Annotated in this window: 13 protein-coding genes and 1 pseudogene; 7 read left to right on the top strand and 7 right to left on the bottom strand. The window is 32.6% G+C overall.

Annotation, left to right across the window (positions count from 1 at the left end):
• Positions 1 to 34 precede the first annotated feature (34 nt).
• The 3 genes from KTC94_RS15405 to KTC94_RS15395 all read right to left on the bottom strand — a co-directional run bounded on the left by KTC94_RS15405 (position 35) and on the right by KTC94_RS15395 (position 4,244).
• On the bottom strand, positions 35 to 1,354 hold the full coding sequence (locus tag KTC94_RS15405; RefSeq protein ID WP_220319641.1) for a replication-associated recombination protein A: 1,320 nt from the start codon (positions 1,352 to 1,354) through the stop codon (positions 35 to 37).
• Positions 1,355 to 1,405: 51 nt separating this feature from the next.
• Positions 1,406 to 2,506 carry a toxic anion resistance protein gene (locus KTC94_RS15400; RefSeq protein ID WP_220319640.1) on the bottom strand — a complete coding sequence of 367 codons (1,101 nt, stop codon included), beginning with the start codon at positions 2,504 to 2,506 and terminating at the stop codon, positions 1,406 to 1,408.
• Positions 2,507 to 2,612: 106 nt separating this feature from the next.
• Positions 2,613 to 4,244, bottom strand: coding sequence for a YceG family protein (locus KTC94_RS15395; protein ID WP_304518661.1), 1,632 nt, complete (start codon positions 4,242 to 4,244; stop codon positions 2,613 to 2,615).
• 387 nt (positions 4,245 to 4,631) lie between these two features.
• Here KTC94_RS15395 and rsxC point away from each other — a divergent pair, with 387 nt between their 5' ends.
• The 7 genes from rsxC to KTC94_RS15360 all read left to right on the top strand — a co-directional run bounded on the left by rsxC (position 4,632) and on the right by KTC94_RS15360 (position 10,344).
• A complete protein-coding gene (rsxC, locus tag KTC94_RS15390) occupies positions 4,632 to 5,954 on the top strand; it encodes an electron transport complex subunit RsxC (RefSeq protein WP_220319638.1) in 1,323 nt (440 codons plus the stop codon).
• 15 nt (positions 5,955 to 5,969) lie between these two features.
• Entirely contained in the window at positions 5,970 to 6,890 is a 921-nt protein-coding gene (locus KTC94_RS15385; RefSeq protein ID WP_216301993.1) for an RnfABCDGE type electron transport complex subunit D, read from the top strand.
• The gene (locus KTC94_RS15380) at positions 6,891 to 7,457 is read left to right on the top strand and encodes an RnfABCDGE type electron transport complex subunit G (protein ID WP_165411699.1); all 567 of its coding nucleotides are present in this window, start codon (positions 6,891 to 6,893) and stop codon (positions 7,455 to 7,457) included.
• Positions 7,457 to 8,149, top strand: coding sequence for an RnfABCDGE type electron transport complex subunit E (locus KTC94_RS15375; protein WP_216301992.1), 693 nt, complete (start codon positions 7,457 to 7,459; stop codon positions 8,147 to 8,149). Before KTC94_RS15380 ends, KTC94_RS15375 begins: the two co-directional genes overlap by 1 nt.
• Positions 8,150 to 8,174: 25 nt before the next feature.
• On the top strand, positions 8,175 to 8,762 hold the full coding sequence (rsxA, locus tag KTC94_RS15370; protein ID WP_220319637.1) for an electron transport complex subunit RsxA: 588 nt from the start codon (positions 8,175 to 8,177) through the stop codon (positions 8,760 to 8,762).
• A gap of 6 nt (positions 8,763 to 8,768) precedes the next feature.
• Entirely contained in the window at positions 8,769 to 9,620 is an 852-nt protein-coding gene (locus KTC94_RS15365; RefSeq protein ID WP_220319664.1) for an RnfABCDGE type electron transport complex subunit B, read from the top strand.
• Positions 9,621 to 9,960: 340 nt separating this feature from the next.
• On the top strand, positions 9,961 to 10,344 hold the full coding sequence (locus KTC94_RS15360; protein WP_220319636.1) for a DUF3888 domain-containing protein: 384 nt from the start codon (positions 9,961 to 9,963) through the stop codon (positions 10,342 to 10,344).
• Positions 10,345 to 10,351: 7 nt separating this feature from the next.
• Here KTC94_RS15360 and KTC94_RS15355 read toward each other — a convergent pair.
• From KTC94_RS15355 to KTC94_RS15340, 4 genes and pseudogenes are all read right to left on the bottom strand, one after another.
• Positions 10,352 to 10,498 (bottom strand): annotated as a pseudogene (locus KTC94_RS15355) (ATP-binding cassette domain-containing protein); the annotation flags it as partial.
• Positions 10,499 to 10,833: 335 nt separating this feature from the next.
• Positions 10,834 to 11,334, bottom strand: coding sequence for a Gx transporter family protein (locus tag KTC94_RS15350; RefSeq protein WP_220319635.1), 501 nt, complete (start codon positions 11,332 to 11,334; stop codon positions 10,834 to 10,836).
• A gap of 23 nt (positions 11,335 to 11,357) precedes the next feature.
• Entirely contained in the window at positions 11,358 to 11,744 is a 387-nt protein-coding gene (locus KTC94_RS15345) for a NusG domain II-containing protein (RefSeq protein WP_165411695.1), read from the bottom strand.
• A complete protein-coding gene (locus KTC94_RS15340; protein ID WP_165411694.1) occupies positions 11,728 to 12,657 on the bottom strand; it encodes an FAD:protein FMN transferase in 930 nt (309 codons plus the stop codon). The genes KTC94_RS15345 and KTC94_RS15340 overlap by 17 nt, the downstream gene beginning before the upstream one ends.
• Between the last annotated feature and the right edge of the window lie 197 nt (positions 12,658 to 12,854).

The raw sequence follows: 12,854 nt of genomic DNA, 5'->3' as shown, positions 1-12,854 counted from the left end.
CCGATAACATAAACCTAAGTTTATGTTATCGGCTTCATTTGTTTGAATGTGACTTAAGGCGTTCTTTAATTTTTTTCTCATATCCATTGTCAAGGGCTTCATAATATACTTTGCCAATTAGCTCATCAGGCAAATATTGCTGCGCTACATAATTCCCCTCATAATCATGCGGGTACAAATATCCTACTCCATGTCCTAGTTTCTTTGCACCACTATAACTTTGATCCCTTAGATGTACAGGTATTTCCCCTATATTTTTTTCTTCTACATCTTTAATTGCATTATTTATAGCCATATAAGATGCATTACTTTTGGGAGCTGAAGCTATATAAATTGCAGCCTGTGCTAAAATAATTCTTGCTTCTGGCATGCCTATAAACTGAACCGCTTGTGCTGCATTATTTGCTACGAGTAGCGCAATAGGATCAGCATTTCCCACATCCTCGGATGCAGCTATTACAATTCTCCTGGCAATAAACTTTGGATCCTCCCCAGCGTATATCATTCTAGCAAGGTAATGTACTGTAGCATCAGGGTCCGATCCTCGCATACTTTTAATAAACGCAGAAATTACATCATAATGCTCGTCTCTATTCTTATCATATTTTATATGCTTTTTTTGGAGACATTCCTGAACAACTGCAAGGGTTATTTTTATTTTACCATCTTCATCTCTATCCGTAGTGAGTACTGATAATTCCAAAGCATTAAGTGCACGTCTTGCATCGCCATTTGCCATATCTGCAAGATAACTTATAGCTTCACTCTCCATACAAATATCGGTGTTCCCAAATCCTACTTCTTTATCAACAAGCGCACGTGCAATAATCTTTTCAATATGTTTTTTCCTTAATGGTTCTAATTTAAATAGCATAGATCTAGATATTAATGCATTATTGACTTCAAAATACGGGTTTTCCGTAGTTGCTCCAATTAAAACTATTGTGCCTTTTTCTACAAAAGGTAACAATGCATCCTGTTGAGCTTTATTAAATCTATGAATTTCATCTATAAATAATATGGTTTTAGTATTGTACATGCCTAAATTATTCTTAGCGTCAGCTACCACTTCTCTTAATTCTTTTAGCCCATCTGTTACAGCATTAAGTCTAACAAAATTAGATTTCGTTGTATTTGCAATAACTTTAGCCAAGCTAGTTTTACCTGTACCTGACGGACCATAAAGTAGTAACGAAGTTATCTTATCCGCTTTTATAGCTCGGTGTAAAAGCTTTCCCTTGCTTAAAATATGCTCTTGTCCTACATAGTCTTCTAATTTTTCAGGTTTTAATCTCTCAGCGAGCGGTGCTTCTTTTTGTAAGTTCTTTTGTGCTTGTAATTCAAACAGATCCATATAATCACCTTTAAATCTTTCGTTTAGTTTAAAACGCTCTATTATAATTAATTAGCTTAAAGATTTTTGTTTTAGTTTTTCTGTCATATCATGTAATTTAACTATTCCGGCTTCTCTTAATTTTTTATTCTCATCTTCAATGTTCTTTGTTTCCTCTATCCCTTGCATAATAGTATTCCAAGTTTTCTCTAGCGTTTCTATTTTTACACTTGTTCCTCCAGCGAGTTTCGCTATGTCAACACTTTGACTTCTTATATTTTCGGCATTTTTCATTAATAATTCATTAGTAGTTCTGTCAAGCTCTGCTAAAGAATCTGATACTAGCTTTTGCTTTTTTAAAGCAATAGCTTGAATTATTCCATTTTTGAATACAGGTATAGTTATTATAAAAGCAGAATGAACTTTAGATATCAACTTATAATTTCCTCTTTGAATCATTTTAATTTGAGGGGCAGTTTGTAATGATACCATCTTAGCCATTTCCAAATCATAAATTCTCTGTTTTAACATTTCAACAGTGGCTTTAGCATTCTCGTAATTTATCATATTTATTTGTTCACCACTCGCTGCTAACGCCTCAAGTCTAGGAATATCTCCATTTTCATTTTTTTCAACAACCATATTTCCTGCTGCAATGTATTTTTCTAATTCTCCATAATACTCAAAATTCTGATTATATAAGTTTTCAAGTGATAAGTTAGAACTATTTATTTCCGCCTTATAACCACTAAGCGCCGTGTAAATTTTGTCTATTTCTCCTCCGATGGTTTTATACTTACCCATCATTTTGTCAATTGCCTTACCTGGTTTACTAAATAGCTTTGCAAGGAAACCCGTTTTGTTTTCCTCAAAATCTTGCTTATCAAATTTCTTCATTATACTTGTAAGTTCTTTTATCATAACACCTGAGTCTTCAACACTACTGCTTTTAATAGAATTTAATATTTGATCCGCAAATTTTGATATTTGCTGAGCCGGTTCATTTCCAAATTCTAATATTGCATTTGCATCTTTAATATTTATATTGGCTGCAATTTGCATCACTTGTGGTGAGACTTTAAGCTGCCGACTTATGCTTATTGCTTTTTGCTCTATAGCCTTATCTTCAATGTTTTCATCCTCGATTTTAAGTATTTGATTATTTTTTTCCATGTTTTTCTCCCCCTAATATCTCGTGCGCCTATGTTTTTCTAACTTATTTTTAAGATTTTTGTGCTATAGCATAAAAATCAGCTTTCACTTTTCAACTATCAAAATATTAACTACGAAACAAATTTTCAAAAAAACCTTTCTTCTTCTCAACATGTTTTTTAAAATGCAACTTAAAACTTACATTTTCTAATCTATGAATGTCATATTTCTCAGGAAATATAAAATTTTCTATGTCGTTATACCCTGAAGGGTTATATATAATTATATCTATTCCCATAGAATTCATAAAGGCAAGCATTATACAATCTTCGAAAGATAAGTTCCCATTTTCTTCATTATTATAAACTACAATTTTAGGAACTTCTTCTGGGTAATCATATGCTTGCAGTAATTCAAGTAATGTTGTATCTAAATTTATTAACACTGAGAAAATATCCACTTGCAAATCCCTTAAATCTTCCTGTTCAACGTTTATTATTACAGGATTAAGGCATAAGTCTTTAATTTTTTCTGCCATAGTTTTTTGAAGTCCAGACCTGAGCTCCTTGTATTTCCACCAAGATGAATTAAGCATTTCCGAAACATTGAACCCTGAAAAAATATTACTCGGGTATATTTTATTAAATTTTCCATATTCCAAATGTACTACATCCATTATAGGTAGTTCATTATAAAACTTAGTAAATTTCCCAGTTGATACCTCGTTAATTTCCTTCCAGTAAATATCAATATTTTCATGAGTGCCACAAATTTTTGAGAACATGTTGGGCACGACTACAGTTGAGTCTTTAACCTTAAACCCTTCCCTTATGTATGCCTTTTCCTTAATCCAAATATATATTTCCTCATATGTAGTATTAAGGGTTACTGCCTCTACATTATAATCTGAAAACTGCCACGGTCTATAAAACCCAGAATCATCCGTATACAATGTCTTATTAAGCTCTTCTTTAGCATTGTATGCAGTGGTCTTAATTCTATCCTCAATATTAGAAGGGAACGGTTTTATTTCATAGTTACAATTATAAACAATTTCATTTGAAAAAGCATTATATTTATCAATTTCATGAAAAGCTCCAGCGTTTTTCGGATTAAAGTATAAAATATCGCAACCCAAGGTTGATAATAATATTAAATAAAAAACTTCTTCTCTTGAAATTTCTCCATAAAAGACTACCTTAGGATTAATTTTCATATAATCAAACTCTTCGAATAACTCTTTAGAATAAATATTTATCCAATGAATCACATAATTGATAATAACTTTAATTTTATGATTATCAATTATTTCATTGCTCTTAATATAATACTCTATTAGTCCCTTTAAATTATTTTTAATTTGTCTGAGCAAAACTTTATTAGATAAATTCGGAAAAAGTCCATTATCACTTATTAAATTTATAATTAAGGATACATCTAGAACTTCTCTTTTGAATACTTTTATCCAAATGTCATTTAATACATTTTGAAGTCTTATGCTAATGTCTTTATCTAATCCCTCACCAAACCGTATGTAACATGACCCTATTTTCTTTAATTCACTGTCTAAACTATGTAAATTTTCATAGTAATCTTTCTCATTGTTTTTTATACCTATAAACCTATAAAAATAATTGGGAATAGTAATAACATTAGAATTATATTCAAATTTGCTTCTTTTATAAATCTCTGTTTTTAAACTATTTATGATATCCTCATTAATGTCTAAATTCACACTTTGGATCTCCAAATTATTCAAACTATTATTCTCCATATTCACCTTACCTTTTCAATTATATTTTCTCGTAAATATAGTTTATTATCCATATTAATCTTATATTTTTCATTGTAATATTCCTTAAGAACACATTTTATACCAGTGGAGTTATTGGAATAATCTCACTTTTTCATAAAAGTTTTTTTTCATAAAAGGTATTCTTTTATACATACAAAAGGTATAATATATATGGTATAGTGGATTTTAGTTGTAACTGCATTAAGCTTTTACACTTTTTTATTTTTTACAATCTTAGCTATAATTTTATAGTAGTATAACAGTTAATTATTGTTATACTACTATAAACCACTAAAGAGGGTAACAATTGATAATTGTTATGCCTCTCAGAGAACTACAAGGAGGTTTATTATGGGACTTTTGACTTTTAAAAAAGGTATTCACCCGAGTGGTAGTAAAGACTTAAGTATGCACAAAGCAATTCAAGATTTGCTTCCAAAGGGCAACTTAGTATTTCCTATGCAACAACATATAGGTGCACCTTGCGAACCTTTAGTAAAAAAAGGTGATAAAGTATTGGTGGGACAAAAAATAGGTGAATCCAAAGCTTTTGTATCTGCGCCAATATATTCAAGCGTATCTGGGACTGTAAAAGACGTAGCGCCGTGGCTACATAGTAATGGAGCAATGGTGTTGTCTGTCATTATCGAAAACGATAACACTTATGAAGAAGTGCTAACCATGACACCTCACAATGATTATGAAAAGCTATCAAAAAATGAAATCGTAACTATCATTAAAGAAGCTGGTATAGTAGGTATGGGTGGGGCATGTTTTCCTACACATATTAAGCTTACTCCTCCAGAGGGAAAAATTATCGACAGCATTATAATAAATGCTGCAGAGTGTGAACCATATTTAACTTGCGATTACAGAATGATGATGGAAAAATCCGCTGAAATAGCTCTCGGCTTAAAAATTATTCTTCAAATGTTCCCTGGTGTAAAGGGATATGTTGGAATAGAAGATAATAAGCCTGATGCAATTGAAGCTATGAAAAAAGCTTGCAAAAGCATGGATAATGTACAAGTTACTCCACTTATTACAAAATATCCTCAAGGTGCAGAAAAACAATTAATTTATGCAATTACTGGTAGAGAATTACCTTCTGGTAAGCTCCCTGCAGACGTTGGATGCATAGTTCAAAATGTTGATTCTGTGTTTGAGATATATAACGCTGTAGTAAACGGTAGACCACTTATGGAGCGAGTACTAACCGTAACCGGAGAAGCAGTTAAAGAACCACTTAATTTAAGAGTAAAATTTGGAACTTCTATAGAAGAAGTTATCGAGGCTGCTGGTGGATTTAAAGAAGACCCCGTTAAAGTAATATCCGGTGGACCTATGATGGGAATGGCTTTAAGTTCATTAAAAACTCCCGTTATTAAAGGTACCTCGGGGATACTTTGTTTAACAAAACAGCAAGCTAAATTAGAACAAGAATCTAGCTGCATAAGATGTGGAAAATGCATGAACGCTTGTCCTATGTTTTTAAACCCTACAAAACTTAACTCTTTAGTTTTAAGAGGTAAGTACGATGAATTTGAAGAATACCATGGTATGGATTGCATTGAGTGTGCTTGTTGCTCTTATGTATGCCCAGCAAAACGTCATTTAACTCAAACTTGCCGTGAAGGTAAACAAACAGTAAATATCAATAGACGAAAAAAATAGATAGAGGTGACTTATATGTATACAGTATCTTCATCCCCACACATAAAATCAAATGATTCTGTGCAGGGCATAATGAGAGACGTAATAATAGCATTACTACCTGCTACCTTTGCCGGCATATATTTTTTTGGAATGCAAGCATTTTTAGTTACATTGGTATCTGTGCTATCATGTATTGCGGCAGAGGCTTTATGGCAGAAACTAACTCATAGAAAAATTACAATAGGAGATCTTAGTGCTGTGGTAACTGGTTTATTACTTGCATTTAATTTGCCCGCTGCTGTTCCGCTTTGGCTTCCTGCAATTGGAGGATTTTTCGCAATAATTATTGTAAAACAATTTTTTGGTGGAATTGGACAAAATGTAATGAACCCCGCTTTAGCCGCTAGAGCATTTTTACTTGCTTCTTGGCCAGTTCACATGACTAATTTTACCGTTGATGGTACTTCCGCTGCTACGGCACTTGGAATACTTAAAACTGGTGGTGACAATTTACCTAGTCTAATGAACGTTTTTATTGGTAATGTCGGTGGTTGCATTGGTGAAACTTCTGTACTTGCATTACTAATCGGTGGAGCCTATCTACTATATAGGAAAATAATAAGCTGGCATACTCCAGTAGTATTTATTGGTACTGTATTTGTTTTAACTGCTATATTAGGTAGAGATGGTTTAATGACTGGAAATGCATTATATGAAATTTGTGCTGGAGGCTTAATGATTGGTGCTTTCTTTATGGCAACTGATTATTCAACTTCGCCAATGACTAAAAAAGGACAACTTATCTTTGGACTTGGATGTGGAGTTTTAACCACAATTATACGTTTATATGGTGGTTATGCTGAAGGAGTATCCTACTCTATATTAATAATGAGCTTATTTGTTCCATTTATTGATAAGTTTACTGCTCCACGTATTTTTGGGGAGGTGAAATAATTGAAAGAAAATATTAAATTAGGTTTGATTTTACTTTTAATTACTGGAGTTGCGGGCTTCTTACTAGGCGGTGCCTATGAAATAACAAAAGCACCTATTGCTAATTCGATTGCTGCTGATAAGCAAGCTGCTATGAAAGCAATATTACCCACAGCTGATAAATTTGAAAAGACAGACGTGAAAATCAATGAAAAAATTTCTGAGGTTAACTCTGGCCTAAAGGGTAATGAAATAGCTGGTTATGCTATAAAAGTTGCTCCAAAAGGATACGCTGGCCCAGTAGAAATCATGGTTGGAATATCAAACGAGGGAAAAGTTACTGGGATTAAAATTTTAGCCCACACTGAAACTCCCGGTCTTGGTGCTAATGCTCCAGAACCTAAGTTTTCAGATCAATTTAAGAATAAACCTATAAACGAAAAATTAGAAGTTGTAAAAGTAGCTCCTTCAAAGGACAACCAAATACAAGCTATTACAGGTGCAACTATTACATCAAAAGCTGTAACTCTTGGTGTTAGCGATGCTATTGATTTTTACAACTCTTCATTGAAAGGAGCTGAAAAATAATGAGCGTATTTTCTGAAAGATTAAAAAATGGTATTGTAACCGAAAATCCAATATTTGTGCAAGTTCTCGCTATGTGCCCTACCCTAGCTGTTACCACAAGTGTAAAAAACGGCATAGGTATGGGACTAGCATCTACAGCAGTGTTGATTTTTTCTAATCTTTTTATATCATTATTAAGAAATGCAATACCTGATAAGGTTCGTATACCAGCTTACATTACAATAATAGCTGCTTTTGTAACATTAATTCAGTTTTTATTGCAAGGTTTTGTTCCATCTCTATATAAGTCACTCGGAATTTTTATTCCACTTATAGTTGTTAACTGTGTAATTCTTGGAAGAGCTGAATCATATGCTTCAAAACACAAAGCACTTCCTTCAATTTTTGATGCTATCGGAATGGGACTTGGGTTTACAGTAGCTTTAGCAATTCTGGGTGCAATAAGGGAATTACTAGGCGCTGGTTCAATATACGGATTTAAATTATTGGGAGCCTCTTTTCAACCTGCTATAATTATGGTTCTAGCACCTGGAGCTTTTATTACTCTAGGAATTTTAATGGCTCTATTAAACCAAAAAGCAATTAATCAAACAAATAAAGTTAATGATAAAATTGCACATTTTCATGAAATCGATCCAGTGACTGGCGCGTGTACTGGATGTGGGTCTTGTGCTCATAGTTGCAAAAAATAATTTTTTTTAAGAAAGGTGGATGGAAATGAGACTTTTTTCAATTTTTATAAGTGCATTTTTGGTAAATAACTTCTTATTAGTTAAATTCCTTGGAGTATGTTCTTTTCTTGGAGTTTCTAAAAAAACCGAAACTGCAAAAGGTATGGGACTAGCAGTTGTGTTTGTTATGTTCATAGCCTCATTCATGACTTATGGAGTCTATAACTGGATTTTAGTTCCTTTAAACATAACTTATTTATCAACACTATCATTCGTGCTAGTTATTGCAGCACTCGTGCAATTTGTTGAGATGGTTATCAAAAAAACTCAGCCAAGTCTCTATAAAGCTCTTGGAATATATCTCCCATTAATAACAACTAACTGTGCACTTCTTGGTATGGCAGTTATAAATATAGGTGAAAAATATAACCTAGTAGAATCCATGGTTAATGCTCTTGGAGCTGCCCTTGGATACATGCTTGCCATTGTACTTCTTTCAGGATTAAGAGAAAGAATGGAAGAGAATGATAATATGCCATTGGCATTTAGAGGTCTTCCTATTTCTCTAGTTACAGCTGGACTCATGGCTATCGCATTTTTAGGCTTTAGTGGTTTAAAATTGGGGGGTATTTAAATGGACATAAATAATTTAATTTACCCAGTAATAAGCATTGGTGGTATGGGACTTGTATTTGGAGTAGTACTTGGTTATGCAAATAAAAAATTTCATGTACCAGTTGATCCTAAAATACCAATAGTTAGAGAAGCATTGCCTAGTGCAAATTGTGGTGCATGTGGATTTGCTGGTTGTGATGCTTATGCTGCAGCCGTAGTTGAGGGTGATACACCCCTAAATTTATGTTCAGTAGGTGGAGCTTCAGTTGCTGAAAAAATCGGGGAAATAATGGGCGTATCCGTTGAAACCGCTAATCCACAAGTTGCCTTTGTTAAATGTAAAGGAACTTGCACGGTTGCTAAAGAAAAATATGAGTATGATGGAATCAAAGATTGCCGCCAAGCAGTTATTGCTCCTGGTGGTGGTCCTAAAGCTTGCGCTGATGGTTGTTTAGGTTTTGCAAGTTGTGTAAGAGCTTGTGAGTTCAATGCCCTTCACATCATTGATGGTGTAGCTGTAGTATATAATGATAATTGTGTAGCTTGTGGCGCCTGCATTGCAGTATGCCCTAAGAACTTAATAGAATTCGTTCCCGCTACTCAAGAAGTACTTATTGAATGTAACTCAAAATCAAAGGGTAAAACAGTAAAAGATAATTGCGGCGTTGGATGCATTGCTTGCGGAATGTGTGCAAGAGTTTGCCCATCTAAGGCGATTGTTATGGTTAATAACTTACCTGTAATAGACTTTGAAAAATGTACACAGTGTGGACTATGTTCTACTAAATGTCCTACAAAGGTTATTTCAAAACCATTAAAAGCTCGTGAAAACTTAAGTAAAGTCACTATTAAAGACGAGAGTGTAGTAAGTAAATAATGAGAAAAGATAAGCAGAAGGTTTTAAACCTTCTGCTTATCTTTTTCATTTCAGGAATGTTGTGTAATATTATAGTATCTTTTAATCAAGAAATTCAACGAATTTTTTTCCGATAAAATTTTATTCTTACTTTTTCTTTCATATTTAAATCCACAATATACAATTGTTTAACTATCGTATAATTACGATTGGTTAACTATTTAAGAAAAAGACGTCTTAACTATAATACTAAATTTTATTATTATACTTTCTTTATTTACTGAGTATCATATGAAAAAATATGATTTACTAATAAAATAATACTTCTTACACAAACTATAATACATAAGGAGTTGATTTTATGAAAAAAGCATTTATTTCAGTATTATTAATAATATTAATAAGTTTAAGTCCAAAAAATGTTTATTCTTATACTAATTGTTATACAAGTCAAGTGAAAAATGTTAATCAACAAGAACTATACAAAGGTAGTCTGTTGTCTCTTTTAAGTCCTTATATCTCTGATGAAGTAGATAAATATTATGGTCACCCTAAACAATATGACTTATGGGATGCAAAAATATCAAGTATAAAAAAAACGCCAGAAATGTTTGAGTACGAAATAACCGTACAAGTTGAAACCTTTACTGGGCCACATAACCCTCCAATGGCTATAGAAACAATAACTATACTAACAAGTCCAATGGGTACTAAAGTCGTAAACTTTAAACATAAGGCGGAATAAATTGCTTAAGTAAAGCTTTTAATGTGGTAGTCTTTCCTGCACCATTACGTCCGATAAAACCTATAATCGTTCCATGCTGCACAGAAAACGAAACATTCTTCAATTCAAATTTCTCATATCTCTTATTTAAATTTTGTATTGATAATACGTCCATACTCTTTTTTACAAGTTTCATAAATCATAGAATTATGATTTATGAAACTTGTAATATTGTGAAAAGGTGTTCTCCCCCTTCGAAGCATAGTAAAAGGATAGGAAATTTCTCCGGAAGTGACTTGAAATAAGAAGTGCAGGAACATTGAAATTTCATTTAGAAATTCTTGTTTTGCCAATATTAAATTCTCGTGAGCCTGACTAGAAGGAAGGCTATCGAACCGGCTAAAAGCCGAATGTGAGTGTTAGAAAATTTAATATTGGCAAAAGCTTAGAATTTCTTAATGGAATTTCACGTTTCAAACTCTTATTTCAATGCACGCAGGAGAAATTTTTCTATCCCAATAATATTTTTTCTAATCTGCTTTTTAAAATACTAGATAGAATTCCAATAAAATACCCTGTAACAATCGCTGAAATTAATAATACCGGTAAATACACGTATATTCTTAAATCATTAATTATAAAAGCGGCCACAAGTAGCTGACCTACATTGTGAAAAACAGATCCACAAACACTTATTGAAGGTATACTTAAGTGATTCTTAAGATACTTGTAAAGCAATACCATTACTATATTACTTAGCACTCCACCTGCAATGCTAAACATAAATGCTGACATGCTTCCACCAAAAATAGAACCTAATAAGGTTCTTAAAATCATTATTAAAAATGCTTCTTTCCACCCTAGTAATATTAATGCAACTAACGATATAGAATTAGCAAGCCCTAATTTTATTCCTGGAAATAGCACTGGAATCTGAGCCTCAATTAAATAAACAACTAATGCTATTGCAACTAACATACTGAGTAAAACCATTCTTTTAGTCTTTCCCATATTTTCACCTACATTTTTTTAATTTAAAAAGTCCCACCATCAATACCTTTATTTGCTTCGCCTTCAATACTAATCATAAGTTTATTAGGTAAACATACAATCATCCCACCTGGCTCTGATATACTTCCACTTTTAACACACTCTTTATGTGCACAATCAGAATCTTTTACCTTAACACCATCATGAGTAACTAGTATGGTATTATAATGGCCATCTTTTGTTTTTATAGTAAACTCTTGTGGCTCTTTTACCTTATTTAAATCAATAGTTCTAATCACTGTACCGGCGCTTTTAATAACTGCAATATTTTCTGACCCCTTGATTGCGATTTTGTATATTAAAGCTACACTAAAAGATATTACTACAATAATTAAAAGTATTATGAAAACTATTTTATCGCCCTTTTTCATAAATAAACTCCTTGTTCGTTAGGTTAAAACTATCTTTAAGGCCCGATGTAACATATATTTTTTTATCCGAGGTAACAAAAATAGCATCTACACCTTTAATAGACTCTATCAATTTAATCCCTTTTTCAAGTCCCATGATATAAGTACTTGTAGATAGTGCATCTCCATCAATTGATTTATCCGATACTATAGTTGTACTTATGATACCTTTATCTGCTGGATACCCAGTTTTAGGATCAAATATATGATGATACCGCACACCATCCTTTATAAAATATCTCTCATAATTGCCTGATGTAACCACGGATTTATCAGTAAAACTAACAGTTCCTAAGTATTCTCCACGCGTATCTAATGGATTTTGTATTCCTATATTCCAGCTAGTTCCGTCTGGTTTGCTTCCTACAGCATAAACATTACCACCTAAATTTATAAGCGCACTGCTAATCTTATTATCTATTAAAACCTTCTTTATTTCATCAGCCGTATATCCCTTTGCTATAGCGCCCAAATCTATAGCTTGGCTCGCTCGCCTTAACTTGATAGTTGAATTTTTTTCATCCAGAATAATATCATTATAATCAACTAGCTTTAATTTTTCATCAATTTCATTTTTTGTTGGAACTCTCTCCTTGTCAGTACCTATACCCCATAGCTTTACAATTGGTTCTATAGTTACATCAAGAGCACCTCCAGTTAATTTACCATATTTAACAGCTTCTTTTATTACGTAATATGTATCGGCGCTAAGTTTCTCACCTGAAATTCCAGATTTAGCATTTAATTTTGTGATTTCAGAAGTTTCAATATTAACAGACATTTTATCTTCTATATCATTTACCCTCTTTAATGCTTTCTCGGTTGCTTTTTCTGCGTTTCCACCATATACCTTTAATTGAACAATTGTGCCCATTAGGTAGGTCTCTTTTTCAACAGGTTTTGTATTACCTTTGCAAGATGTTAAAAGTATTGAAATAGACAATAATAACAGTATACGACATGTTTTACGTGAACCTTTTATGGTACATCACCACCCCTAGATTGTTTTTAAATACAATATATATTATAGCATATATGTATTTAAAATAACCTCCCTATATTACTTGAAAT

The organism is Clostridium sp. CM028 (genome assembly GCF_030585565.1).
GTDB lineage: Bacteria > Bacillota > Clostridia > Clostridiales > Clostridiaceae > Clostridium_AD > Clostridium_AD estertheticum_B.
The sequence above is the reverse complement of the archived record's forward strand: the minus strand, read 5'-3'. Positions and strand labels throughout refer to the sequence as shown.